Genomic DNA, 23,576 nt, shown 5'->3' with positions numbered 1-23,576 from the left:
TATGAAAAAGATTATTGCCGTTACCGGCTGCCCTACAGGTATTGCCCATACATTTATGGCTGAAGAAGCCTTAAAGACCGCAGCAAAAAAATTAAACGTTGAGATCAAAGTTGAAACCAACGGCGCTTCCGGGGTAGAGAATGTCATTACACCGGAAGATCTGAAAGATATTTATGGTGTTATTATCGCTGCCGATAAAGATGTTAATGCCGAACGTTTTAATGGTTTGCCGGTCATCGAAGTGCCGGTTAAAGAGGCCATTCATCATCCGGCAGAATTAATTAATAAAGTCGTCAGCGGTCAGGCGCAACGCCGTCAGGGGATTTCCGCCACAGCGGATCCTGCGGAGAAATATGAGCAGGAATCATTCGGCCGGCAGATTTATAAACATCTGATGAGCGGTGTTTCCAATATGCTGCCCTTCGTGGTGGCCGGCGGGATCTTAATCGCCATTTCTTTCCTGTGGGGTATCTACTCCGCCGATCCAAATTCAGCGCAGTACAACGTGATTGCCGCCACCCTGATGAAAGTCGGCCAGCAGGCGTTCTCGATCATGGTACCGGTGTTCACGGCCTACATTGCCTGGTCCATTTCCGGCCGTCCGGGGATGGTCGCCGGGTTTGTCGGCGGCCTGCTGGCAAACGCCACCGGCGCCGGGTTCCTCGGCGGGATCATCGCCGGTTTCGCCGCCGGTTACTTTATGCTGCTTATCCGCCGCCTGCTCGACGGCCTGCCGCGTCAGTACGAAGGACTAAAGTCGATCTTTATTATGCCGCTGATTGGCGTACTGGTGATTGGCGTGATGATGGTGCTACTTGGCCAACCGGTGGCGGCGATCAACAACGGCATGATGAACTGGCTTAGCTCTCTGCAAGAAGCCAATCCCATTCTGCTGGGGATTGTGGTCGGGGCAATGTGTTCATTCGACTTCGGCGGCCCGGTCAATAAAGCGGCCTATGTCACCGGAACGCTCTTGCTAGGACAGGGCAACTATTTCTTTATGGCCGGCGTCTCCGCTGCCTGCATTACCCCGCCGCTGGTGATTGCGCTGGCAACCACGTTCTTCCCTAAAGGCTTTAGCGAAGAAGAGCGCGCCGCCGGGATGGTGAACTATATCCTCGGCTGCACGCACATCACCGAAGGCGCGATTCCCTTTGCCGCTAAGGATCCGCTACGGGTGATCCCGATGATGATGATCGCCTCTTCAATCTCGGCCGTCCTCAGCTACAGCCTACATATTCAGGTCCCGGCGCCGCACGGCGGCTTCTTGATCCTACCGCTGGTCAGCAAACCGCTGGTGTGGGTGCTGTGCATTCTTACCGGCTCCGCCTGCGGCGCGCTCATGCTGGGATGCTGGCGGTTGTGGCAAAAACGCACTCAGGAAGCGACGGCGCTTGCCGGCGCCATTAAATAAGGAGCGAACTATGCAGCTGACTTCCGCAGACATTCATTTCGACCATCAGGTCAAAACGAAAGATGAAGCGCTACAGCGCGTCGTCGGTTCCCTGACCGCAGCCGGGCATACACAGATGGCCTATCTGGAGGGAATGCGCGAACGCGAGGGGCAAATCAGTACCTATCTGGGCAACGGCATCGCCATTCCTCACGGCACGCCGCAAAGCCGCGATGCGGTGCTAAGAACCGGTGTGAAGGTGCTAGCCTGTCCGCAGGGGGTGGACTGGGGCGAAGGGCAAACCGCCTATTTGATTGTTGGTATCGCCGCACAGGACAACGAACATCTCGATATCTTACGCCAGCTCACTCATGCGCTAGGCGACGATCGGGTGCCCGCCGCGCTGTCGCGGGCCGATACTCCGCAGGCGGTGCTGGAGATACTTGCCGGCGATATCGCGCCGGCGCAAGGCGAAGAACCGGAACCGCCGCCGCGCTTTGATGAAGAGGCAATCTTTACGCTGCGCAATCCGCACGGCCTGCATGCCCGGCCCAGCGCGGTACTGGTGAAAGCCGTCAAGCAGTGGCAGTCGCAAATCCAGGTCGAAAACCTGGATACTCGATCGTCAATTGTCGATGCCAAAAATCTGATACGCGTCGTATCGCTTGGCGCCAAACAGGGTCATCGTCTGCACTTTATGGCCAGCGGCAGCGATGCGCATCAGGCGCTGAAAGCAATTGGCGACGCCTTTAACGCCGGGCTCGGCGAGATCGCCGCCCAACCGCAGCAGGTCTCTCAGGCGGCAGAAAAAAGCAAACGCAGCTGGCTGTCCCGGTTATTCAGTTAATTTTCAATTAATTAAAAACGCTCTGCCGTGTTGGTCAGGGCGTTTTTTTTGCCAGTAAGACACCCTGTTCAACGCTTGCACAGCAATTTATCGATACAGATCACAATTCAAAACAAAGACATTTGCGACCAAAACAAAACATAACGAATATATTCGAAAGAAAACGGAGGTTGTAAATGAAAGATATTATCTCTCGCCATAAATCCGGCGAACACATCGGCATCTGCTCAGTTTGTTCAGCCCATCCGCTGGTTATCGAAGCGGCGTTACGTTTCGATCTGCCGACCAACAACAAAGTGCTGATTGAAGCAACATCAAACCAGGTCAACCAGTTTGGCGGCTATACCGGTATGCAGCCGGCCGATTTCCGCGACTTCGTCTACAACATCGCCCACACCGTCGGTTTCCCGGCAGAACGCATTATTCTTGGCGGCGATCATCTGGGCCCAAACTGCTGGCAAGACGAACCGGCTGCCGACGCGATGAAAAAATCCATCGACCTTATCAAAGCCTATGTCGCCGCAGGCTTTAGTAAGATCCACCTGGATGCATCAATGTCCTGCGCCGACGACCCGATACCGTTGAACCCAAGCGTGGTGGCAGAGCGCGCCGCCCGCCTCTGTCAGGCTGCTGAAGAGACCGCCAGCGATGAACAAAAGCGCCAGTTGACCTACGTTATCGGAACAGAAGTACCGGTTCCCGGCGGCGAAGCCAGCACCATCGGCAGCGTACATGTCACCCGGGCGCAGGATGCCGCCGCCACCCTCGAAACCCATGAAGCGGCGTTCCGCAAGCTGGGGCTCGACGCCGCGCTGAAGCGCGTCATCGCCATCGTCGTGCAGCCGGGCGTGGAGTTCGACCACACGCAAATCATTCATTACCAACCGCAGGAAGCGAAAGCGCTGTCCGCGTGGATCGAAAATACCCCGATGGTGTACGAAGCCCACTCCACCGACTACCAATCCCGCCAGGCCTACCGCGCGCTGGTCCGCGACCACTTCGCCATTCTGAAAGTCGGCCCGGCGCTCACCTTTGCCCTGCGCGAAGCCATTTTCGCTCTCGCACAGATGGAAAATGAGCTCATCGCGCCCGAGTCCCGTAGCCGGGTGATGGAAGTGATCGACGAAGTGATGCTCAACGAACCGGGCTACTGGAAAAAATACTATCGCCCGACCTGGAGTCAGGCGATGGTCGATATCCACTTTAGCCTTTCCGACCGTATCCGTTACTACTGGCCGCATCCGCGTATTCGGCAGAGCGTTGAGAAACTTATCGCGAACCTGACCGACGCTAAGCTGCCGCTGGGGCTTATCAGCCAATATATGCCGGTGCAGTTTGAACGACTGTCGCTGAATGAACTGAACGCCGTGCCGCACGAGCTCATCCTCGACAAAATCCAGGATGTTCTGCGCGCCTACCGCTACGGCTGTTCTTCTGAAACCGCGTGAAATAAAGAGGATCTATGAGTCAATTGTTTGTTCGTACCGGCATTCATTTCAGCTCCAGCCAGCAGGCGCTGGAGCATATTGGCGCGGAGATGCTGGCGCGAGGTGTTGTGCATGATAGCTATCCGGCAGCCCTGCTCGAACGCGAAGCAACTTTTCCGACCGGCATCGCGCTGGAGCAACACGCCGTGGCCATTCCCCATTGCGAAGCCATGCACGCGAAGTCACCGGCGATTTACCTGATTCGCCCGGACGCGCCGGTCCCTTTTCAGCGCGCTGATGACGATGGCGATATCGACGTTTCGCTTATCATCGCGCTGATTGTTGAAAACCCGGCGGCACAGCTGAAGCTGCTGCGCCGGTTATTTAGTGAGCTACAAAATCCAAACACGCTGGAGGTTCTGCTCTCCGCTTCCGACGAGCAGTTACCGGTGCTGTTCCAGCAATTTATCCTTGAGCCCGAGCTTAGCGCCCAGGCTTCATAACATACTGATAATAAAAGGGGTACCCTATGAAACGCAAAGTAATCGTCGCCTGCGGCGGCGCCGTCGCCACCTCCACGATGGCCGCAGAAGAGATTAAAGAGCTGTGCGCAGACCACAACATTGAGTTGGATCTGGTGCAGTGCCGGGTCAATGAAATCGAAACCTACATGGACGGCGCGGACCTTATCTGCACCACCGCCCGCGTGGACCGCGCCTTCGGCGATATTCCAGTGGTTCACGGCATGCCGTTTGTCTCCGGCGTCGGCATTGAAGCCTTACAGCAGAAAATCCTCGGCATCCTCGCGGAGTAAACGCCATGTTCAGCGAAATCATGCGTTATATCCTCGATCTTGGTCCGACGGTGATGCTGCCGATCGTGATCATTATCTTCTCCAAACTGCTGGGGATGAAGCTCGGGGACTGTTTCAAATCCGGTCTGCACATCGGGATCGGTTTTGTCGGCATTGGCCTGGTTATTGGCCTGATGCTCGACTCCATCGGCCCGGCGGCAAAGGCGATGGCGGAGCATTTCCAGATTAACCTTCACGTGATTGATATCGGCTGGCCGGGGTCATCGCCGATGACCTGGGCGTCGCAAATCGCGCTGGTAGCCATTCCGGTCGCCATCGTGGTCAATATCGTCATGCTGGTCACCCGCATGACCCGCGTGGTGAACGTCGATATCTGGAACATCTGGCATATGACCTTTACCGGCGCGATGCTGCATATCGCGACCGGTTCCTACTGGATAGGGATTCTCGGCGTCGTGGTTCATGCCGCCTTCGTTTACAAACTGGGTGACTGGTTTGCCAGGGATACCCGCGATTTCTTCGGCCTTGATGGCATCGCGATACCGCACGGCAGTTCGGCGTACTTAGGGCCGATTGCGGTGCTCGTCGATACCATCATCGACAAAATCCCCGGCCTTAACCGCATTCACTTTAGCGCCGATGATATCCAGAAACGCTTCGGCCCCTTCGGCGAACCGGTCACCGTCGGTTTCGTCATGGGGTTGGTGATTGGCGCGCTGGCGGGTTATGACCTGAAAGGCATTCTGCAGTTGGCGGTGAAAACCGCGGCGGTGATGCTGCTGATGCCGCGGGTGATCAAACCCATTATGGATGGCCTCAACCCGATAGCCAAACAGGCGCGTAAACGTCTGCAGGCTAAATTCGGCGGCCAGGAGTTCCTGATTGGTCTCGACCCGGCGCTGCTGCTTGGCCATACCTCGGTGGTGTCCGCCAGCCTGATTTTCATCCCGCTGAGCATTCTGATCGCCGTCGTGGTTCCAGGCAACCAGGTCCTGCCGTTCGGCGACCTGGCGACCATTGGTTTCTTCGTGGCGATGGCGGTAGCGGTGCATCAGGGCAACCTGTTCCGCACCCTGATTTCCGGGGTCATCATTATGGGTATCACCCTATGGATCGCAACCCAGACCATCGGCTTACACACGCAGCTGGCGGCAAACGCCGGGGCGTTAAAAGCGGGCGGTATGGTGGCTTCGATGGACCAGGGCGGCTCGCCGATTACCTGGCTGCTAATCCAGCTCTTCACCTGGCAGAACGTGGTCGGCTTCGCAATTATCGGCATCATCTATCTGGCTGGCGTCCTGCTGACCTGGCGTCGCGCCCGCCGCTTCATGGCGGTAGAGAAAGCAGAGAAAAGCGCCGCCGCGCAACAGCATCCAACCGCATCTTAAGCATTAGGGGAGCGCCGCTCCCCTGAATATTTCTGGAGAATGGTATGAAATCAGTGGTAATCCATGCTGAGGGGAACGTCTGCGTTGAAGAACGCCCCATCCCCACGCTGCAAACGGAAGACGATGTCCTGGTCAAAGTGGTCAGCTCCGGGCTGTGCGGCTCCGATATCCCGCGCATTTTCGCCAAAGGCGCGCACTACTACCCTATTACGCTTGGGCATGAATTCAGCGGCTATGTCGAGTCCTACGGCGCGGCGGTGACCGATCTACAGCCCGGCGACGCTGTTGCCTGCGTGCCGCTGCTGCCCTGCTTCCAGTGTCCGCAGTGCCAGCGCGAATATTTTTCTTTATGTAAGCAGTATCAGTTCGTCGGCTCCCGCAGCGAGGGCGGCAACGCCGAATACGTGGTGGTGAAGCGCGCCAACCTGTTCCGCCTGCCGGATCAGATGCCCATTGATGATGGCGCGTTTATCGAGCCGATAACCGTTGGCCTGCACGCTTTTCATCTGGCGCAGGGCTGCGAGGGTAAAAACGTCATTATTATCGGCGCCGGCACCATCGGCCTGCTGGCGCTGCAGTGCGCCCGCGAGCTGGGAGCCAATAGCGTCACGGCTATCGACATTAATCCACAGAAGCTGGAGCTGGCCAAAACCCTTGGCGCGAGCCGGGTGTTCAACAGCCGCGAGATGAGCAGCCAGGCGATTCAACAGGCGCTGGAGGAAATCCAGTTCGATCAGCTCGTCCTCGAGACCGCCGGTACGCCGCAGACCGTCGCATTAGCAATTGAAGCCGCCGGGCCGCGGGCGCAGCTGGCGCTGGTCGGTACCCTGCATCACGACCTAACGCTGCCTGCCGTCACCTTCGGGCAAATTCTGCGTAAAGAGCTGAATATCGTCGGCAGTTGGATGAACTACTCAGGCCCGTGGCCGGGAGAAGAGTGGCAAACAGCAACCCGCCTGCTGACGGAAAAACGCCTGCAGTTGGCGCCGTTGATAGCTCATCGCGGCGATGCCGAGAGTTTTGCTCGCGAAGTTCAGGCGCTAAACGGCGCGCCGATGCAGGGTAAAATCCTACTTAAACTTTCCTGATCGCTTGAGCCAGCAATCTGCGCTGGCTCACATTACCTTTCGAAAATTATCGTTCAACTTTCGTTATCCTTCGATTAAACTAAGTTGAGTTAATTATCAGGCAAATCAAGATGAACTCATTTGAACGAAGGAACAAAATCGTCGATATGGTGAATACGCAGGGCAGCGTATTGGTTTTAGACCTTTCGAATCTCTTTGGCATCTCTGAAGTCACCATTCGCGCCGACCTCCGTATGCTGGAAGAGAAAGGCCTGGTGACCCGTTTTCACGGCGGCGCCGCCCGCCCGGGTAGCGATCTGACCGAGAGTGATAACCTGGAAGTGGTACTGGAAGATCGTTACCAGCTCGCCAGCGATCCGAAAAAGCGCATCGCTCAGGCCGCCGCGGCAATGATCCATGAAGGCATGACGGTGATCCTCGATAGCGGCAGCACCACGCTGCTGATAGCCGAGGCGCTGGTACGAATGACCAATATCACCGTCATCACCAACAGCCTGCCCGCCGCGTTTACGCTGTCGGAAAATAAAGATATTACGCTGGTGGTATGCGGCGGTACGGTTCGGCACAAAACGCATTCAATGCACGGAACCATCGCTGAACGTTCGCTGCAGGGGATTTGCGCCGACCTGATGTTCGTTGGCGCCGATGGTATCGATGCGACCAACGGCATCACCACCTTTAATGAAGGCTATTCGATCAGCAGCGTGATGGCCGCCGCCGCGCATCAGGTTATCGCCGTGCTCGATGCCAGCAAATTCAATCGCCGGGGCTTTAACCAGGTCCTGCCGATGGACAAAATTGACTGCGTGATTACCGACGACGGCATCAGTGACGCCGACCGCGCGGCGTTAAATAGCAAAAAGGTGGAATTGAAGATCGTGTAATTGCGCGCGAATCGGCGGTTTTATTCCGACATTTATTCCGACATTTATTCCGACATGTAGGATGAAATCCAAGGTGCCCTTCAACATCAGAAGGGCACCTTGCTGTCCTCAGCTACGCCTGACAGGCTTACTCCCCCTGCTGCTCCAGCGCGTATTTATACAGCGCGTTCTTCTTCACGCCGTGGATTTCCGCGGCCAGCGCGGCGGCTTTCTTCAACGGCAGTTCCGCCTGTAGCAGCGCCAGAGTCCGCAGCGCGGCTGCCGGTAGCGCCTCTTCCTGGGCCTTAAAACCTTCGACGATCAGCACCATCTCGCCTTTGCGGCGATTTTCGTCTTCCTTCACCCAGGCCACCAGCTCGCCAATCGGCGCGCCGTGGATAGACTCCCAGGTTTTGGTCAGCTCGCGCGCCAACACTACGTAACGGGATTCGCCCAGAACCGCGCAGATATCTTCCAGGCTCTCCACCAGGCGGTGCGTTGACTCATAGAAGATAATGGTGCGCGGTTCTTCTTCCAGCGCCTTCAGGGTATCGCGGCGGCCTTTCGATTTCGCCGGCAGGAAACCTTCATAGCAGAAACGATCGGACGGCAAACCGGCGGCGCTCAGAGCGGCAATCGCTGCACAAGGGCCCGGCAGCGGCACCACGCGGATATTGGCTTCACGGCAGGTGCGCACCAGATGGTAGCCGGGATCGTTAATCAGCGGCGTGCCGGCATCGGACACCAGCGCGATGTTTTGTCCCTCTTTTAATTTCGCTAAAAGTGTTTCGGCCTTTTGCTGCTCGTTATGGTCGTGAAGGGCAAATAAACGGGCGTTAATCGCAAAATGCTGCAGTAGCAAACCGGTGTGGCGGGTATCCTCAGCAGCAATTAAATCAACAGCTTGCAACACTTCCAGTGCGCGCTGCGTGATATCAGACAGATTCCCTATCGGAGTGGGCACAATATACAGTTGCCCCTGAGAATTATCCGCTGATTCGTGTTGTTTCATTGTCTCGTCCGTATTGCCGATTTAATATTGAGCATTGAGCCAAAAAAATATCACTGGATACATATGGTACCGTCAACATTTCTTCGTTCTAAGCCCGCGCGCTGTCTGCCCGTATTGCTGGCTACTCTTCTTTTTGCTGGCTGCGGCACCCACACGCAGGATCAAAGCACGGCGTTTATGCAGGGTACGTCGCAGGCCAACTCCAGTTTCTACCTACAGCAGATGCAGCAAAGCACGAATGATAGCAAGACCAACTGGCAATTACTCGCCATTCGTGCACTGCTGCAGGAAGGTAAGAAGCAGCAGGCTATCGACCTGTACAACCAACTGCCGTCGAACCTGAACAGCACGCAGGCCCGCGAACAGTCGCTGCTGGCGGTGGAAGTCAAACTGGCGCAAGGCGATTACCAGGGCGCGAAGGCATTACTGAGCAAACTCGACCCTCTCAGTTTTGAGAAAAATCAGCAGCCGCGCTACTGGCAGGCGCAAATTGACGCCAGCCAGGGGCAGCCCTCTCTGGCGCTGCTGCGCGCGCTGATTGCCCAGCAGCCCCTGCTAAGCCAGGCGAAACAAAAACAACAAAACATCGACGCCACGTGGAAAGCGCTGACGGCGATGACCCCACAGCAGGCCAACGCGCTGGTGATCAATGCCGACGAAAACGTGCTGCAGGGCTGGCTGGATCTGCAGCGGATGTGGTTCGATAACCGCAACGATCCGGCGATGCTGAAAGCGGGCGTCAAAGACTGGCAAATCCGTTATCCGCAGAACCCGGGGGCGCAGATGCTGCCCACCGCGCTGGTGAACATGCAAAACTATAAACCGGCCTCGACCAATAAAATCGCCCTGCTGCTGCCTCTGAACGGCCAGGCGGCGATTTTTGGCCGCACTATCCAGCAGGGTTTTGAAGCGGCGAAGAATGGCGCCCCAGCGGTCCAGGGCAACGCAGTGCCGGCGCAGGTCGCCCAGGCGGCGAATGTTGCCGGCAATAATGATGTGGTGAGCCCTTCGCAGGCGGAAGTCGGCGATCTCACCGCCACCGGCAGCCAGGCCGCACCGGTGCAGGCGCCAGCGGAAACGCAGGCCGCGCCTGCCGCAAAACCAGCAGCCGCTCCGCTACCCGCCCCGGTTGCCGCAACGCCGGCAGCACAGCCAGTAGCACAACCGGTGAGCGCGCCAGCCGCGCAGCCGCAGCCCGCGGTGGCGGCAACCGCCAATCCTGCCGCTGAGCTGAAAATTTACGACACCACCAGCCAGCCGATGAGCCAGCTTCTGGCGCAGGTACAGCAGGACGGCGCGACCATCGTTGTCGGCCCGCTATTGAAAGAAAACGTCGAAGAGGTGATGAAAAGCAACACCTCGCTGAACGTGCTGGCCCTTAACCAGCCGGGGAAAGTCGAGAACCGCCCGAACCTGTGCTACTTCGCGCTCTCCCCGGAAGATGAAGCCCGCGACGCGGCGCGTCATATTCACGATCAGGGCAAACAAACGCCGTTACTGCTGGTGCCGCGCGGCGCGCTTGGCGACCGCGTGGTCAGCGCTTTCGCCGACGAGTGGCTGAAGCTGGGCGGCGGTACGGTGCTGCAGCAGCGTCTGGGATCGACGGCGGAGCTGAAATCCGGCGTCAACGGCGGCGGGATCTCACTGACCGGCAGCCCGGTATCGACGCTGCCGTCATCTGTAGATAGCTCGCTCGGCAGCCCAAGCGACGTTCCGGTCAGCAGCGGCGGCAGCATCGATGCCGCCTATATCGTCGCCACCCCGGAACAAATTGGCTATATCAAGCCGCTGATCGCGATGCGCAACGGCAGCCAGAGCAACGTCACCCTTTACGCCAGCTCCCGTAGCGCGCAAGGCACTTCTGGCCCGGATTTCCGTCTGGAGATGGAAGGCCTGCAATATAGCGAAATCCCGATGCTGGCTGGCAGTAACCCGGCGCTGATGCAGCAGGCGCTCTCCGCCGTGCGTAACGACTACTCGCTGGCGCGGCTGTATGCAATGGGCGCCGATGCCTGGTCGCTGGCGAATCATTTCGCGCAAATGCGCCAGAGCCCAGGTTACGAGCTGAACGGCAATACGGGCGATCTGACGGCCACGCCGGACTGCGTGATCAACAGGAAGTTATCATGGCTCAAGTACCAACAGGGACAAATCGTCGCAGCCAACTAAGCAAACAGACCGGCGACGCCTGGGAAAGCCAGGCGCGTCGGTGGTTAGAACGGCATGGACTGCGTTTTATCGCCGCCAACGCCCGCGAGCGCGGCGGCGAGATCGATCTTATTATGCGCGACGGCGCGGTTATCGTGTTCGTCGAAGTGCGCTACCGGCACAGCGCCAGCTACGGCGATGCCGCCGCCAGCGTCACGCCGCAAAAGCAACAACGTCTTCTCAAGGCCGCTCGTCTGTGGCTCTCCCGGCAGAATGGGAGTTTTGATACTGTGGATTGCCGTTTCGATGTGGTAGCCTTCACCGGCAACGACATCCAATGGCTGAAAAACGCCTTTGGCGAATAGCGTATTATCAGATTTAAGGGATCCCGTGCTCGACAGAATTAAAGCCTGCTTTACCGAAAGCATTCAAACCCAAATCGCCGCCGCGGAAGCGCTCCCGGACGCCATCTCGCGCGCGGCTATGACGCTCGTTCAGTCGCTGCTTAACGGCAACAAAATCCTCTGTTGTGGTAATGGCACCTCCGCCGCCAACGCACAGCATTTTGCTGCCAGCATGATCAATCGTTTCGAAACAGAGCGCCCTGGTTTACCCGCCATTGCACTAAATACCGATAATGTGGTCTTAACCGCAATCGCCAACGATCGCCTGCATGATGAAATCTACGCTAAACAGGTGCGCGCGCTGGGACACGCCGGCGACGTACTGTTGGCGATTTCTACGCGCGGCAATAGCCGGGATATCGTGAAAGCCGTGGAAGCGGCGGTCACCCGCGATATGACTATCGTGGCGTTAACCGGTTACGACGGCGGCGAGCTGGCTGGCCTGTTAGGTCAGCAGGACGTTGAAATCCGCATTCCTTCACACCGCAGCGCGCGGATCCAGGAAATGCACATGCTCACCGTCAATTGTCTGTGCGATTTGATTGATAACACGCTTTTTCCACACCAGGACGAATAAGGAGAACACATGAAGGCTCTCTCGCCCCTCGCCATCCTGCTTTCTGCGCTACTGCTACAGGGCTGCGTCGCCGCAGCGGTAGTCGGTACGGCAGCCGTCGGCACCAAAGCGGCAACGGACCCGCGTACGGTGGGTACGCAGGTTGATGACAGCACCCTGGAGCTGCGCGTTAACAGCGCCTTAGGGAAAGATGAACAGATTAAGAAAGAAGCGCGTATTAACGTCACCGCGTATCAGGGCAAGGTCCTGCTGACCGGCCAGTCGCCGACCGCCGATCTCTCCTCTCGCGCCAAACAAATCGCGATGGGAGTTGAAGGGACTACCGAAGTCTTCAATGAAGTGCGTCAAGGCCAGCCGATTGGCTTAGGCACCGCGTCGTCGGATACCTGGATCACCACCAAAGTTCGTTCCCAACTGCTGGGCAGCGATCAGGTGAAGTCTTCGAATGTGAAAGTGACGACCGAAAATAGCGAAGTGTTCCTGATGGGCCTGGTCACCGACCGTGAAGGCCGCGCAGCGGCGGATATCGCCAGCCGGGTAAGCGGCGTGAGCCGCGTCACCACCGCCTTTACCTATCTTAAATAAACGTTATCTAACCCGGCTGGCGCTTCGCTAAGCCGGGCTACCCAATAGCACTACGCTGTAGGCCGGGTAAGGCGTAGCCGCCACCCGGCACAAAATCCGGCGCCGGGGCTACAGCCCCGCCCCGGAAAATTACACTAGCGCCAGCGCGCCAACGATCGCCCCGCACAACGCCACCAGCCCGCCGGTTAGCCACAGCGCTTTAGCCGGGAACGCCTTACGCAACATAATCAGCGACGGCACGCTCACCGCCGGCAAAGTAATCAGCAGCGCCAGCGCCGGCGCGGTGCCCATTCCGGCCAGCATCATCGTCTGCACAATCGGGATTTCCGCCGCCGTCGGGATAACGAACAGGCAACCGGCTATCGCCATTGCGATCACCCAGAACAGCGTGTTATCGACCGCGCCCTCAGCGTGCGGGAACAGCCAGACCCGCGCCGCGCCCAGTACCAGCACCGCGAGGATATAAACCGGGATCGTACTCCAGAACAGCGACCACAGCGCGCGTAGCCAACGGCTGATAAAACTGCCCTCATCGCGCTGCAGTTGGCTAATGTCTTCTGTCGCCACCGGCTGCGTCGCCGCCTCTTTTACCCATTTTTGCACGAGCGTCGCCACCACTAGCACCGTCGCCAGCCCGGCCACTAGTCTGATCAGAGCAAACTGCCAACCTAGCACGAAGCCCATGAAGACCAGCGTTGCCGGGTTCAGCAGCGGGTTGCCCATCCAGAACGCCAGCGCTCCGCCCATCGACACCTGCTGTTTACGCATACCGGCGGCGACCGGCGCGGCGCAGCAGGTACACATCATCCCCGGTAGCGAAAAAATCGCTCCCAGCAGCGTGCCCTGAAAACGAGATTGCCCAAGCGTGCGCAGCAGCCAGTCGCGGGGGATCAGCACCTGAATAAGCGACCCGAGCAGCACGCCGAGCACCGCCGCTTTCCAGACCGCGAGGAAGTAAACCATCGCGTAATCCCATGCCGCCTGCAGCGGGTTTACATCAGACTGCGCGAGAATAGATTTACCGATACTGTGGGTTTCCGCGGCCGTAAAGGCTTTACCGTAATACGGCTGCCATTTGACGTACCACAGACCAACGATAACGACGAGAAAGAACAGCGCGGGTTTCCACCATTGAAATGGTGATGCCGCCTGAGATGAAGACTGACCAGCCATAGCATTCCCCAGGGAGAAGTGATAACAAATAAGGAGGTGAATACTACGCCTGCCGTCCAAATTTGAAAATGGTTAATCCTCCTGCCGGACAGCGCGCTCCCGTAGCTGAGACGAGGTCAGGATCTGGACGCCTTCATGGCTCGGCGCCAGCGCCTCCGCGAGCAGGGCAGTCGCTACATCGCGAGCCTGAATAGCTTTCCAGTCTCCAGGCAGAAAACGAAATAGCGGTGCAAAGAGCGTTTCATTGGCGCGTTTGTGCTCCCGATCCCCCAGCAACATTGAAGGACGGGCAATGGTCAGCCGCGGCCACTCCTGCGCCATCAGCGCCTCTTCCATTTCCCCTTTCACGCGGTTATAGAAGAAGGGCGAATGCGCATTGGCGCCCATCGCGCTGACCACCAGCATATGTTGCGCCCCAAGGCGCTTCCCGACCAGTGCCGTATCCACCACCAGCGTATAGTCAGCATGCACAAACGCTTCTTTACTCCCCGCTTCCCGTCGCGTGGTGCCCAGGCAGCAGAAAACGATATCGACAGGATCAACCACCTGCGCCAGTGCATCGGTCAACTGCGGATCGTAAGGATTAAAGACCCCTTCCGCGGGCGGGAGTGGGCGGCGAGTCGGCGCAGTAATCGCGCTAATGCCCGGCTCACTCTGCAGCAAACGAAGTAAGTGCCCACCAACCAAACCAGTCGCGCCGGTTAATAATACCTGACTCATCGAATCTCCTTTGCAGAATTGTCTGCCTTGCACTTTGCCCCACATGTTCCAGGCTTAATAGCTTACGAGGTAAGTATCCACCATCATCATGGAAATGCCTCATTCACTGCCAAAAGATCGGAGGAAGAATGAGTAAAAAGATTGCCGTACTAATCACCGACGACTTCGAAGATTCTGAATTCACCTCACCTGCCGAGGCCTTTAAACTTGCCGGGCATCAGGTCGTGACGATTGAGAAACAGGCAGGAAAAACGGTAAAAGGGAAACAAGGCGAGGCTGAAGTGGCGATCGACAAAGCAATAGATGACGTGACGCCGGCACAGTTTGACGCGTTGTTGCTGCCAGGCGGCTATTCACCGGACCAGTTGCGGGGGGATGAGCGCTTCGTCACTTTTACTCGCGACTTCGTGAATAGCGGTAAGCCGGTCTTTGCCATCTGCCACGGCCCTCAGTTACTCATCAGCGCAGACGTCATTCGCGGGCGTAAACTCGCAGCGGTTAAACCTATCGTGGTCGACGTAAAAAACGCCGGCGGTGAGTTTTACGATCAGGAAGTGGTGCTTGATAACGATCAGTTAGTCACCAGCCGAACGCCAGACGACCTGCCGGCGTTCAATCGCGAGGCGCTACGCCTGCTCGGCGCTTGAGTCGCGCAGCCAGTATAGCTTTTTGCCAAAACCCAGCGTGTTGTCGGTAAATTTAAGCTCGTCGGGACGAATCTCCCACACCGGCGCCGACAACATGCGGGCAACAGGGAAGCGCTTGACGTAGCGCTTGCGCATCTCAGCCTCTTCATCACCGTGAAGGCGGCGGATCTCCCCCTTAAACTGCACGCCGCGGATCAAGGCAACGGTCTTTGGCTGGCCGTTGACCGTCCCGGCGACTTTCGCGCCTTCGCCGGTCATCTGACCGTGACGGGTTTTTTCGTCGCTTAGTAGATAAAAAGCGACGTTATCCGGGTCGTAAACATAAAACGCATTGGCGCACCAGAGCTCGTCATCACGTGCCACGCACCAGGTGATGACGTGCTGTTTGCCCAGCCAGCGGCTAATCGCGGCAAGCGTATCCATCTTTATTCTCCATTATGTTATGGTGCACACACCCTAACAGACTGACATTATTACCGTGTGCTGGTTTCTCTATCTTATTCGAACCGCTGATAACCGCCTGTATACCGGCATCACCACCGATGTCCCACGCCGCTTTCTTCAGCATCAGGAAGGCAAAGGGGCGAAAGCGCTGCGCGGCAAAGGAGAACTGGCGCTGGCGTTTAGTCAGAAAGTTGGTGACCACTCACTTGCGCTGCGACTGGAGTATCGCATCAAGCAGCTAACGAAGCGCCAGAAAGAGCGCCTCGTTGCCGGGGATGGTTCGTTCGAGACCCTACTGGAGGGGCTCAGAAGCGATTGAAATGATCGCTGTACTCAACCAGACCGTGTACGCCCTGCAGCGCGTCATCCGCCAGACGATGCACCTGGAAGGCTTCCGCGGTGTCCGGCCAACGGCAGCGTAAATCGAACGCGGCCGCGGGTTCAAAGCCCAAACGGCCATACAGCGCCGGTTCGCCCAGCGCGACCACCGCGGCGTACCCAAATTCATTTAATGAATCCAGCCCTTCGTAGACCAGCTGTCGGCCAATACCCTGGCCGCGATAGCTTTCATCTACCGCCAATGGCGCCAGCCCTACCCACTGCAGCTCTTCGCCTTCGACGGTGACTGGGCTAAAGGCTACATAGCCAACCACCTGGCCTTCATCTTCAGTGGCGACTAAGCCCAGCGTGATCAGACCATCTTCACGCAGATCGTGCACCAGCTTCGCTTCCGCGTCGCTGCCGAACGTACGGCGCAGCAGCGCGTCGATACCCGGCGCATCAATCCCAATTTCCACTCGAATCAGCATGCCTCACCTACCGATGTCTGTTCAGGTTTCTGCGGGCTCTTCAGGCCTGCTTCGACAAAATCCGCCATCTGCAGCAGCATAACGCGCAGTGCTTTCGGCATCTGCTCCAGCTCGATGGCATCCATCAGGTTCTTCACGTATAGACCCAGCTCAGTATCACCTTCAATCACCAGACGACGCTGGAAGAATAGCGTATCCGGATCCTGTTTACGCGCGGCAATCATCAGCAGATCGCTGGCATCGGCGCTAAAGCTGACATCGGCGTCAGCCTGCTGGCTGACCACCAGGCGACCGTCGACTACCGAGGTATACCACAGCAGGCCAATATCGCGCACATTAATACTTAACCAGCGACCTTCGAGAAACTCCAGTTCTCCATCCGCCAGCGCCTGGCGAAATTGCCAGCTCAATACTTGTTCCAGCACCTGGCGCTTGAGGGCAAAAGGCGCCAGCTTAACCGGCACGCTCATTAAAGACGGGCCAAAACGGACCAGCCGGGAACGCAGTTCATCCAACACAAGCTTCACTCCATGCATGCAATAGTTTCGCTATTGTGCCATATCAAATAAACGACATAGCGGCGTAAATCAACAAAATCGCGATGATGGCCGCCAGCTATTGAGCCCACCAATACGCTTTTAACTGCCTCAAATCAAAAATTGTCACCAGAAGGTTAACTAAAATCCCAGCTCGTTAACCATTTTGCGTCCCTGACCGGCCGCGTTTTTCAGGAAAAATTATGGAGCTGCTCTGCCCCGCCGGTAACCTCCCGGCTCTTAAGGCGGCCATCGAAAACGGCGCCGATGCCGTGTATATCGGGCTGAAAGATGACACCAATGCCCGCCACTTTGCCGGCCTTAATTTCACCGAAAAGAAATTGCAGGAAGCCGTCAGCTTTGTGCACCAGCATCGCCGTAAGCTACATATCGCGATTAACACCTTCGCCCATCCCGACGGTTATGCCCGTTGGCAGCGAGCGGTGGATATGGCCGCGCAATTGGGCGCCGACGCGCTCATCCTCGCCGATATCGCGATGCTGGAGTACGCCGCGGAACGCTACCCGCACATCGAACGTCACGTTTCAGTGCAGGCGTCCGCCACTAACGAAGAGGCGGTGCGTTTTTATCACCGCAACTTTGACGTTGCCCGCGTCGTACTGCCGCGGGTGTTATCCATTCACCAGGTGAAACAGTTAGCCCGCGCCACGCCGGTGCCACTGGAAGTCTTCGCCTTCGGTAGCTTATGCATCATGGCGGAAGGCCGCTGCTATCTCTCGTCGTATCTCACCGGCGAATCGCCAAATACCGTCGGCGCCTGTTCGCCCGCGCGCTTCGTCCGCTGGCAGCAAACGCCGCAGGGGCTGGAGTCACGCCTTAACGAAGTGCTGATCGATCGCTATCAGGATGGCGAAAATGCCGGTTATCCGACGCTGTGCAAAGGCCGCTACCTGGTCGACGGCGAGCGCTACCACGCGCTGGAAGAACCCACCAGCCTCAATACCCTGGAGCTGTTGCCAGAACTGATGGCCGCCAATATCGCCTCGGTAAAAATCGAAGGCCGTCAGCGCAGCCCGGCATACGTCACCCAGGTAGCGAAGGTCTGGCGTCAGGCGATCGATCGCTGTAAAGCCGATCCGCAGAACTTCGTACCGCAATCCGCATGGATGGAAACCCTTGGTTCGATGTCCGAAGGAACGCAAACCACCCTTGGCGCCTATCACCGTAAATGGCAGTGAGAAACATGAAATATTCATTAGGGCCGGTGCTGTACTACTGGCCAAAAGAGACGCTGGAAGATTTTTACCAGCAGGCGGCAAACAGTAGTGCTGACACCATTTATCTGGGCGAAGCGGTGTGCAGCAAACGCCGCGCCACTAAAGTCGGCGATTGGCTTGAGATGGCGAAAACGCTGGCCGGTAGCGGCAAGCAGGTGGTGCTTTCTACCCTCGCGCTGGTGCAGGCCTCCTCCGAACTGGGCGAGCTGAAGCGCTATGTCGAGAACGGCGAATTCCTGATTGAAGCCAGCGACCTCGGCGTGGTCAATCTCTGTGCCGAACGCAAGTTGCCCTTCGTCGCGGGTCATGCGCTGAACTGCTACAACGCCGTCACCCTGCGCCTGCTGCTGAAACAGGGCATGGTGCGCTGGTGTATGCCGGTTGAACTCTCCCGCGACTGGCTGGCTAATTTACTGACCCAGTGTGAAGAGCTGGGTATTCGCAACCAGTTTGAAGTCGAAGTGCTGAGCTACGGCCATCTGCCGCTGGCCTATTCCGCGCGCTGCTTTACCGCTCGCTCGGAAGACCGGCCAAAAGACGAATGCGAAACCTGCTGCATCAAGTACCCAACCGGGCGCAGCATGCTGTCGCAGGAGAACCAGCAGGTGTTTGTGCTTAACGGCATTCAGACGATGAGCGGCTACGTCTATAACCTTGGCAACGAGTTAACCTCGATGCACGGTCTGGTGGATATGGTGCGCCTGTCGCCGATGGGCAGCGAGACCTTCGCCATGCTCGACGCCTTCCGCGCCAATGAAAATGGCGCTGCGCCGCTGGATCTCACCGCTAACAGCGATTGCAACGGCTACTGGAAACGGCTGGCCGGGCTGGAGCTGCAGGCGTAAGGTGAAGTGTAAAAGCTCACTTTGTTAACAACGGTTATTAATTTTTAATGCACTATTAAAAGATTCACCGTCGACAAAGTGAGCTGTTATGACTGATAAAAACATTCCGTTCTCGGTGCTCGATCTGGCGCCGATCCCACAGGGTTCTTCTGCTAAAGAAGCCTTTTCCCATTCTCTCGCTCTCGCCCAACTGGCGGAATCCCGCGGCTACCACCGTTATTGGCTGGCTGAGCACCATAATATGGTGGGCATTGCCAGCGCGGCGACCTCGGTGTTGATTGGCTATCTTGCCGCCAATACCACCACCCTGCATCTGGGATCCGGTGGCGTGATGTTGCCAAACCACTCGCCGCTGGTGATCGCCGAACAGTTCGGCACCCTGAATACGCTGTATCCCGGACGTATCGATCTCGGCCTTGGCCGCGCGCCGGGCAGCGATCAGCCGACCATGCGCGCGCTGCGTCGCCACATGAGCGGCGATGTCGATAATTTCCCGCGCGATGTGGCGGAGTTGGTGGACTGGTTTGACGCTCGCGAGGCTAATCCGCAGGTGCGCCCGGTTCCCGGCTATGGCGAACGAATTCCGGTGTGGCTGCTGGGCTCAAGCCTGTACAGCGCGCAGCTGGCGGCGCAGCTTGGTCTGCCGTTTGCCTTCGCCTCTCACTTCGCGCCGGACATGCTATTCCAGGCTCTGCATCTGTACCGCAGCAACTTCAAACCTTCGGCGCGGCTCGAAAAACCGTACGCGATGGTATGCATCAATATTATCGCCGCCGATAGTAATCGCGACGCGGAGTTCCTCTTTACCTCGATGCAGCAGGCGTTCGTTAAGCTGCGCCGCGGTGAAACCGGGCAGTTGCCGCCGCCGGTGGAAAATATGCATCAGCTGTGGTCAGCGTCCGAGCAGTATGGTGTACAGCAGGCATTAAGCATGTCGCTGGTTGGCGATAAGACCAAAGTTCGCCATGGGTTAGCGTCGATTCTTCGCGAAACGGAAGCAGACGAAATCATGGTCAACGGCCAGATCTTCGACCACCAGGCACGCCTGCATTCGTTTGATTTAGCGATGCAGGTGAAAGAGGAATTGTTAGGTTAGTGACGCGGTAAGCCCGGTGCGCGTCACGCCACCGGGCAATACGGTTATTGATAAACCGGCAGCAGATTAAAGCTCGACAGGAAATGCACCACCGCGTTGCCGAGCCCGAACAGCAGGATCAGCGCAATCATCGGTTTTCCACCCCAAACGCGGAACTGTGGGCTGCCGAAGCGTTTACGCGAAGCGCGAGCCAGCAGCGCCGGCACAATCGCCGCCCATACCGTCGCCGCCAGGCCGGCATAGCCGATGGCATAAAGGAACCCATCTGGTTTCACCAGCCCGCCAATCATCGGCGGGATAAAGGTCAAGAGCGCGGTTTTAAAGCGTCCCGTCGCGCTATCGTCAAAGCCAAACAGATCCGCGAGATAATCGAACAGCCCCAGCGTCACGCCAAGGAAGGAACTGGCGACGGCAAAGTTGGAGAACACCACCAGCAGCAGATCCAGACCGCGGCTATTCAGCACGCCGCTCAGCGCCTGCACCAGCACATCAATGTTGCCGCCCTTCTGGGCGATACCGATAAACTGCGGACGAGGGATATTACCCATCGTCACCAGCAGCCAGACGACATACAGACCCAGCGCCAGCAGCGTACCGTAAATCAGACAGCGGGTAATGGTGCGTGGATCCTTACCATAATATTTCATCAGGCTCGGCACGTTACCGTGATAGCCAAACGAGGCCAGGCAGAACGGCAGCGTCATCAGCAGGTATGGCGCATAGGAGGCATTCTTCTCCACGACGTTAAACAGCGTCGTCGGCTCGACGTGCCCCAGCAGGCTGCCGAAGGTCAGGAAGAAGGTAATCACCTTAGCGCCCAGTACGATAGCCGTCATGCGGCTCACCGCTTTCGTGCTCATCCAGACGATAAAGGCCACCAGCAGCGCAAAGCCGAAGCCCGCAGCGCGCGCCGGTACGTTCAGCGACATCTCACTGAAGGTGTGGTGCAGGATCGAACCGCTCGCCGAAATATAGGCGTAGGTCAGGATATACAGCACAAAGGCGATCGACACGCCGTTCACCAGGTTCCAGCCTTTGCCGAGCAGGTCTTTGGTAATGGTGTCGAAGCTGGAGCCAATCCGGTAGTTAAGGTTGGCTTCCAGAATCATCAAACCGGAGTGCAGCATGCAGAACCAGGTAAAAACCAGCGCCGCCAACGACCAGAAGAACCACGCGCCGGACATGACCACCGGCAGCGAGAACATGCCTGCGCCAATAATCGTGCCGCCGATAATCACCACGCCGCCAAATAAAGACGGTCGGGTGGCCGTAGTCGTTAGTGTCGCCATTTGCCGAAATCTCCAGTGGAAAATACTTCGCTCACGTTGAGCATGACGCACTGTACCAGTACACGAGTACAAAAGAAATAAAAAAAGCCCCAATCATGACGATCGGGGCTGTATTATTTACTTTACGCTAGCGGATTGCGCTTATTACGCATCGCCACCGAAACGACGACGACCAGCGGAGTCATCACGGCGCGGCGCAGAAGCATCGTCACGACGCGGCGCGCGGCCGCCTTCACGACGTTCGCCGCTGAAACGACGACCTTCACCACGTCCGCCTTCGCGACGTTCGCCACCGAAGCTACGGCCACCTTCACGACGCTCGCCGCCGAAGCCACGACCGCCTTCACGACGCTCGCCGCCGCCACGACGTTCGGTGCGCGGCTGCGCATCGCCCAGCAGCTGCATGTTCATCGGCTTGTTCAGGATGCGGGTACGAGTAAAGTGCTGCAGCACTTCGCCCGGCATACCTTTCGGCAGTTCGATGGTGGAGTGAGAACCGAACAGCTTGATGTTGCCGATGTAGCGGCTGCTGATGTCGCCTTCGTTAGCGATCGCGCCAACGATATGACGAACTTCAACGCCGTCATCACGGCCCACTTCAATGCGGTACAGTTCCATTTCACCCACGTCACGACGCTCACGCTTCGGACGATCTTCACGATCGCCACGCGGACCGCGGTCATTACGGTCGCCACGGCGTTCGAAACGGTCATCACGATCGCGGAACTCACGCTTAGGACGCATCGGCGCATCCGGCGGAACGATCAGAGAACGTTCGCCCTGGGCCATTTTCAGCAGCGCAGCGGCCAGCGTTTCTACGTCCAGCTCTTCGCCTTCCGCAGTCGGCTGGATTTTAGCCAGCAGCGCACGATACTGGTCCAGATCGCTGCTTTCCAGCTGCTGCTGAACTTTAGCGGCGAATTTCTCCAGACGACGTTTGCCCAGCAGTTCCGCGTTCGGCAGTTCTACTTCAGGGATCGTCAGCTTCATCGTACGTTCGATGTTACGCAGCAGGCGACGTTCACGGTTCTCAACGAACAGCAGCGCGCGACCCGCACGACCCGCACGACCGGTACGGCCGATACGGTGAACGTAAGATTCGGAATCCATCGGGATGTCATAGTTAACAACCAGGCTGATACGCTCAACGTCAAGGCCGCGGGCCGCAACGTCGGTGGCGATCAGGATGTCCAGACGACCGTCTTTCAGGCGCTCCAGAGTCTGCTCACGCAGCGCCTGGTTCATATCGCCGTTCAGCGCGGCGCTGTTATAGCCGCTACGCTCCAGCGCTTCTGCCACTTCCAGAGTCGCGTTTTTGGTACGCACGAAGATAATCGCCGCATCAAAGTCTTCCGCTTCCAGGAAACGCACCAGCGCTTCGTTTTTACGCATGCCGTAAGCAGTCCAGTAGCTCTGGCTAATGTCCGGGCGCGTGGTGACGCTGGACTGAATGCGCACTTCCTGCGGCTCTTTCATAAAGCGGCGGGTAATGCGACGAATCGCTTCCGGCATAGTGGCGGAGAACAGAGCGGTCTGATGACCTTCCGGGATCTGCGCCATAATAGTTTCTACGTCTTCGATAAAGCCCATGCGCAGCATTTCATCTGCTTCGTCCAGTACCAGACCGCTCAGTTTAGAGAGATCCAGCGTACCGCGCTTCAGGTGGTCCAGCAGACGACCCGGGGTACCGACGACGATCTGCGGCCCCTGACGCAGGGCGCGCAGCTGCACGTCATAACGCTGGCCGCCGTACAGGGCAACCACGTTTACGCCGCGCATATGTTTAGAGAATTCCGTCATTGCTTCAGCAACCTGTACCGCCAGTTCGCGGGTCGGCGCCAGCACCAGAATCTGTGGTGCTCTAAGCTCAGGATCGATGTTGTTCAGCAGCGGTAAAGAGAACGCTGCGGTCTTACCGCTACCGGTCTGGGCCATACCCAGAACGTCGCGGCCGTCCAGCAGATGCGGAATGCACTCAGCCTGGATCGGAGATGGTTTTTCGTAACCCAGATCGTTAAGCGCTTCAAGGATAGGAGCCTTCAGGCCCAGATCTGCAAAAGTGGTTTCGAATTCAGCCATGTAGTACGTGTGCCTCAAAATTAATGGCGGCCAGTCTACATAACTCATCGTGAAAATTTAGAGTAATTTTCATTGAAAAGTGTGAACCGGCTCAAAGTAGGTGTATTAACGAACAACAACGCCCTCACCCGCGAAGGTGATGGCAATCAAAAAA

26 protein-coding genes are annotated in these 23,576 nt (G+C 57.4%); 17 read left to right on the top strand and 9 right to left on the bottom strand.

All coding sequences use genetic code 11. The features are described from left to right. Position 1: 1 nt before the first annotated feature. From PGR10_RS10535 to PGR10_RS10500, 8 genes are all read left to right on the top strand, one after another. Positions 2–1,414: a PTS fructose transporter subunit IIC gene (locus tag PGR10_RS10535; protein WP_087859907.1), complete on the top strand. Its 1,413-nt coding sequence runs from the start codon at positions 2–4 to the stop codon at positions 1,412–1,414. Between the two features lie 10 nt (positions 1,415–1,424). Then, positions 1,425–2,240: an HPr family phosphocarrier protein gene (locus tag PGR10_RS10530; protein WP_430923443.1), complete on the top strand. Its 816-nt coding sequence runs from the start codon at positions 1,425–1,427 to the stop codon at positions 2,238–2,240. A gap of 176 nt (positions 2,241–2,416) precedes the next feature. Beyond that, on the top strand, positions 2,417–3,688 hold the full coding sequence (gene gatZ / locus PGR10_RS10525) for a tagatose-bisphosphate aldolase subunit GatZ (protein ID WP_213316667.1): 1,272 nt from the start codon (positions 2,417–2,419) through the stop codon (positions 3,686–3,688). Positions 3,689–3,702: 14 nt separating this feature from the next. Further along, positions 3,703–4,170 (top strand): PTS galactitol transporter subunit IIA, encoded by a 468-nt coding sequence (gene gatA / locus PGR10_RS10520; RefSeq protein WP_087859910.1) that lies wholly within the window; start codon positions 3,703–3,705, stop codon positions 4,168–4,170. Between the two features lie 26 nt (positions 4,171–4,196). Next, on the top strand, positions 4,197–4,481 hold the full coding sequence (gene gatB / locus PGR10_RS10515; RefSeq protein ID WP_020077852.1) for a PTS galactitol transporter subunit IIB: 285 nt from the start codon (positions 4,197–4,199) through the stop codon (positions 4,479–4,481). A 5-nt stretch (positions 4,482–4,486) separates the two neighbouring features. After that, complete coding sequence (locus PGR10_RS10510; protein WP_087859911.1) at positions 4,487–5,869, top strand: galactitol-specific PTS transporter subunit IIC; 1,383 nt, start codon at positions 4,487–4,489, stop codon at positions 5,867–5,869. Positions 5,870–5,913: 44 nt separating this feature from the next. After that, positions 5,914–6,957, top strand: a complete 1,044-nt coding sequence (gene gatD / locus PGR10_RS10505) for a galactitol-1-phosphate 5-dehydrogenase (RefSeq protein WP_213793676.1) — start codon at positions 5,914–5,916, stop codon at positions 6,955–6,957. 110 nt (positions 6,958–7,067) lie between these two features. Beyond that, positions 7,068–7,841, top strand: coding sequence for a DeoR/GlpR family DNA-binding transcription regulator (locus PGR10_RS10500; RefSeq protein ID WP_087859913.1), 774 nt, complete (start codon positions 7,068–7,070; stop codon positions 7,839–7,841). 127 nt (positions 7,842–7,968) lie between these two features. On the opposite strand, the gene rsmI is transcribed toward PGR10_RS10500, so the two are convergent. Further along, entirely contained in the window at positions 7,969–8,832 is an 864-nt protein-coding gene (gene rsmI, locus PGR10_RS10495; protein ID WP_047044743.1) for a 16S rRNA (cytidine(1402)-2'-O)-methyltransferase, read from the bottom strand. A 63-nt stretch (positions 8,833–8,895) separates the two neighbouring features. Between rsmI and PGR10_RS10490 the strand changes: the two genes are divergently transcribed. The 4 genes from PGR10_RS10490 to dolP are packed head-to-tail and all read left to right on the top strand — an operon-like array spanning position 8,896 to position 12,546. Then, positions 8,896–11,001: a penicillin-binding protein activator gene (locus tag PGR10_RS10490; RefSeq protein ID WP_430923442.1), complete on the top strand. Its 2,106-nt coding sequence runs from the start codon at positions 8,896–8,898 to the stop codon at positions 10,999–11,001. Next, positions 10,959–11,345 carry a YraN family protein gene (locus tag PGR10_RS10485; protein ID WP_430923441.1) on the top strand — a complete coding sequence of 129 codons (387 nt, stop codon included), beginning with the start codon at positions 10,959–10,961 and terminating at the stop codon, positions 11,343–11,345. Before PGR10_RS10490 ends, PGR10_RS10485 begins: the two co-directional genes overlap by 43 nt. Positions 11,346–11,370: 25 nt before the next feature. Continuing rightward, a complete protein-coding gene (gene diaA, locus PGR10_RS10480) occupies positions 11,371–11,961 on the top strand; it encodes a DnaA initiator-associating protein DiaA (protein WP_015369544.1) in 591 nt (196 codons plus the stop codon). A 9-nt stretch (positions 11,962–11,970) separates the two neighbouring features. Continuing rightward, complete coding sequence (dolP, locus tag PGR10_RS10475; RefSeq protein ID WP_045394929.1) at positions 11,971–12,546, top strand: division/outer membrane stress-associated lipid-binding lipoprotein; 576 nt, start codon at positions 11,971–11,973, stop codon at positions 12,544–12,546. 129 nt (positions 12,547–12,675) lie between these two features. Here the strand turns inward: dolP and PGR10_RS10470 are convergent, their stop codons facing one another. Continuing rightward, a complete protein-coding gene (locus PGR10_RS10470) occupies positions 12,676–13,719 on the bottom strand; it encodes a permease (protein ID WP_113373131.1) in 1,044 nt (347 codons plus the stop codon). 72 nt (positions 13,720–13,791) lie between these two features. Then, the gene (locus PGR10_RS10465; protein WP_411325561.1) at positions 13,792–14,439 is read right to left on the bottom strand and encodes an NAD(P)H-binding protein; all 648 of its coding nucleotides are present in this window, start codon (positions 14,437–14,439) and stop codon (positions 13,792–13,794) included. A 128-nt stretch (positions 14,440–14,567) separates the two neighbouring features. Between PGR10_RS10465 and PGR10_RS10460 the strand changes: the two genes are divergently transcribed. Then, positions 14,568–15,086 carry a type 1 glutamine amidotransferase domain-containing protein gene (locus PGR10_RS10460; protein WP_430923440.1) on the top strand — a complete coding sequence of 173 codons (519 nt, stop codon included), beginning with the start codon at positions 14,568–14,570 and terminating at the stop codon, positions 15,084–15,086. Here PGR10_RS10460 and PGR10_RS10455 read toward each other — a convergent pair. After that, complete coding sequence (locus PGR10_RS10455; protein WP_087859919.1) at positions 15,066–15,509, bottom strand: YhbP family protein; 444 nt, start codon at positions 15,507–15,509, stop codon at positions 15,066–15,068. The two genes, PGR10_RS10460 and PGR10_RS10455, sit on opposite strands and share 21 nt — an antisense overlap. 49 nt (positions 15,510–15,558) lie before the next feature. Here PGR10_RS10455 and PGR10_RS10450 point away from each other — a divergent pair, with 49 nt between their 5' ends. Further along, the gene (locus PGR10_RS10450) at positions 15,559–15,849 is read left to right on the top strand and encodes a GIY-YIG nuclease family protein (protein WP_026612209.1); all 291 of its coding nucleotides are present in this window, start codon (positions 15,559–15,561) and stop codon (positions 15,847–15,849) included. Here the strand turns inward: PGR10_RS10450 and PGR10_RS10445 are convergent. Continuing rightward, entirely contained in the window at positions 15,836–16,339 is a 504-nt protein-coding gene (locus PGR10_RS10445; RefSeq protein ID WP_430923439.1) for a GNAT family N-acetyltransferase, read from the bottom strand. The genes PGR10_RS10450 and PGR10_RS10445 overlap by 14 nt on opposite strands. Beyond that, positions 16,333–16,857: a ubiquinone anaerobic biosynthesis accessory factor UbiT gene (ubiT, locus tag PGR10_RS10440; protein ID WP_015369536.1), complete on the bottom strand. Its 525-nt coding sequence runs from the start codon at positions 16,855–16,857 to the stop codon at positions 16,333–16,335. Before ubiT ends, PGR10_RS10445 begins: the two co-directional genes overlap by 7 nt. Before the next feature lie 221 nt (positions 16,858–17,078). Here ubiT and ubiU point away from each other — a divergent pair, with 221 nt between their 5' ends. From ubiU to PGR10_RS10425, 3 genes are all read left to right on the top strand, one after another. Continuing rightward, complete coding sequence (gene ubiU / locus PGR10_RS10435; protein ID WP_045377933.1) at positions 17,079–18,074, top strand: ubiquinone anaerobic biosynthesis protein UbiU; 996 nt, start codon at positions 17,079–17,081, stop codon at positions 18,072–18,074. 5 nt (positions 18,075–18,079) lie between these two features. Next, entirely contained in the window at positions 18,080–18,958 is an 879-nt protein-coding gene (locus tag PGR10_RS10430) for a U32 family peptidase (protein WP_087859949.1), read from the top strand. 88 nt (positions 18,959–19,046) lie between these two features. Continuing rightward, positions 19,047–20,054: a luciferase-like monooxygenase gene (locus PGR10_RS10425; protein WP_113373135.1), complete on the top strand. Its 1,008-nt coding sequence runs from the start codon at positions 19,047–19,049 to the stop codon at positions 20,052–20,054. Between the two features lie 44 nt (positions 20,055–20,098). Here PGR10_RS10425 and mtr read toward each other — a convergent pair whose 3' ends face one another. The 3 genes from mtr to yrbN all read right to left on the bottom strand — a co-directional run bounded on the left by mtr (position 20,099) and on the right by yrbN (position 23,495). Then, positions 20,099–21,343 carry a tryptophan permease gene (mtr, locus tag PGR10_RS10420; protein ID WP_430923438.1) on the bottom strand — a complete coding sequence of 415 codons (1,245 nt, stop codon included), beginning with the start codon at positions 21,341–21,343 and terminating at the stop codon, positions 20,099–20,101. Between the two features lie 144 nt (positions 21,344–21,487). After that, complete coding sequence (locus tag PGR10_RS10415; protein WP_087859921.1) at positions 21,488–23,422, bottom strand: DEAD/DEAH family ATP-dependent RNA helicase; 1,935 nt, start codon at positions 23,420–23,422, stop codon at positions 21,488–21,490. Continuing rightward, positions 23,415–23,495 (bottom strand): protein YrbN, encoded by an 81-nt coding sequence (gene yrbN, locus PGR10_RS10410; RefSeq protein WP_086538083.1) that lies wholly within the window; start codon positions 23,493–23,495, stop codon positions 23,415–23,417. The genes PGR10_RS10415 and yrbN overlap by 8 nt, the downstream gene beginning before the upstream one ends. Positions 23,496–23,576: the final 81 nt, after the last annotated feature.

Source organism: Klebsiella sp. 141198 (assembly GCF_050600785.1).
Taxonomy (GTDB): Bacteria; Pseudomonadota; Gammaproteobacteria; order Enterobacterales; family Enterobacteriaceae; genus Klebsiella; species Klebsiella aerogenes.
The sequence above is the reverse complement of the archived record's forward strand: the minus strand, read 5'-3'. Positions and strand labels throughout refer to the sequence as shown.

Bases quoted from the DNA above. Each gene is read 5' to 3' on its own strand.
- PGR10_RS10535 (WP_087859907.1), top strand. From the start codon at position 2: ATGAAAAAGATTATTGCCGTTACCGGCTGCCCTACAGGTATTGCCCAT.
- PGR10_RS10530 (WP_430923443.1), top strand. From the start codon at position 1,425: ATGCAGCTGACTTCCGCAGACATTCATTTCGACCATCAGGTCAAAACG.
- gatZ (WP_213316667.1), top strand. From the start codon at position 2,417: ATGAAAGATATTATCTCTCGCCATAAATCCGGCGAACACATCGGCATC.
- gatA (WP_087859910.1), top strand. From the start codon at position 3,703: ATGAGTCAATTGTTTGTTCGTACCGGCATTCATTTCAGCTCCAGCCAG.
- gatB (WP_020077852.1), top strand. From the start codon at position 4,197: ATGAAACGCAAAGTAATCGTCGCCTGCGGCGGCGCCGTCGCCACCTCC.
- PGR10_RS10510 (WP_087859911.1), top strand. From the start codon at position 4,487: ATGTTCAGCGAAATCATGCGTTATATCCTCGATCTTGGTCCGACGGTG.
- gatD (WP_213793676.1), top strand. From the start codon at position 5,914: ATGAAATCAGTGGTAATCCATGCTGAGGGGAACGTCTGCGTTGAAGAA.
- PGR10_RS10500 (WP_087859913.1), top strand. From the start codon at position 7,068: ATGAACTCATTTGAACGAAGGAACAAAATCGTCGATATGGTGAATACG.
- rsmI (WP_047044743.1), bottom strand. From the start codon at position 8,832: ATGAAACAACACGAATCAGCGGATAATTCTCAGGGGCAACTGTATATT.
- PGR10_RS10490 (WP_430923442.1), top strand. From the start codon at position 8,896: ATGGTACCGTCAACATTTCTTCGTTCTAAGCCCGCGCGCTGTCTGCCC.
- PGR10_RS10485 (WP_430923441.1), top strand. From the start codon at position 10,959: ATGGCTCAAGTACCAACAGGGACAAATCGTCGCAGCCAACTAAGCAAA.
- dolP (WP_045394929.1), top strand. From the start codon at position 11,971: ATGAAGGCTCTCTCGCCCCTCGCCATCCTGCTTTCTGCGCTACTGCTA.
- PGR10_RS10470 (WP_113373131.1), bottom strand. From the start codon at position 13,719: ATGGCTGGTCAGTCTTCATCTCAGGCGGCATCACCATTTCAATGGTGG.
- PGR10_RS10465 (WP_411325561.1), bottom strand. From the start codon at position 14,439: ATGAGTCAGGTATTATTAACCGGCGCGACTGGTTTGGTTGGTGGGCAC.
- PGR10_RS10460 (WP_430923440.1), top strand. From the start codon at position 14,568: ATGAGTAAAAAGATTGCCGTACTAATCACCGACGACTTCGAAGATTCT.
- PGR10_RS10455 (WP_087859919.1), bottom strand. From the start codon at position 15,509: ATGGATACGCTTGCCGCGATTAGCCGCTGGCTGGGCAAACAGCACGTC.
- PGR10_RS10445 (WP_430923439.1), bottom strand. From the start codon at position 16,339: ATGCTGATTCGAGTGGAAATTGGGATTGATGCGCCGGGTATCGACGCG.
- ubiU (WP_045377933.1), top strand. From the start codon at position 17,079: ATGGAGCTGCTCTGCCCCGCCGGTAACCTCCCGGCTCTTAAGGCGGCC.
- PGR10_RS10430 (WP_087859949.1), top strand. From the start codon at position 18,080: ATGAAATATTCATTAGGGCCGGTGCTGTACTACTGGCCAAAAGAGACG.
- PGR10_RS10425 (WP_113373135.1), top strand. From the start codon at position 19,047: ATGACTGATAAAAACATTCCGTTCTCGGTGCTCGATCTGGCGCCGATC.
- mtr (WP_430923438.1), bottom strand. From the start codon at position 21,343: ATGGCGACACTAACGACTACGGCCACCCGACCGTCTTTATTTGGCGGC.
- PGR10_RS10415 (WP_087859921.1), bottom strand. From the start codon at position 23,422: ATGGCTGAATTCGAAACCACTTTTGCAGATCTGGGCCTGAAGGCTCCT.
- yrbN (WP_086538083.1), bottom strand. From the start codon at position 23,495: ATGAAAATTACTCTAAATTTTCACGATGAGTTATGTAGACTGGCCGCC.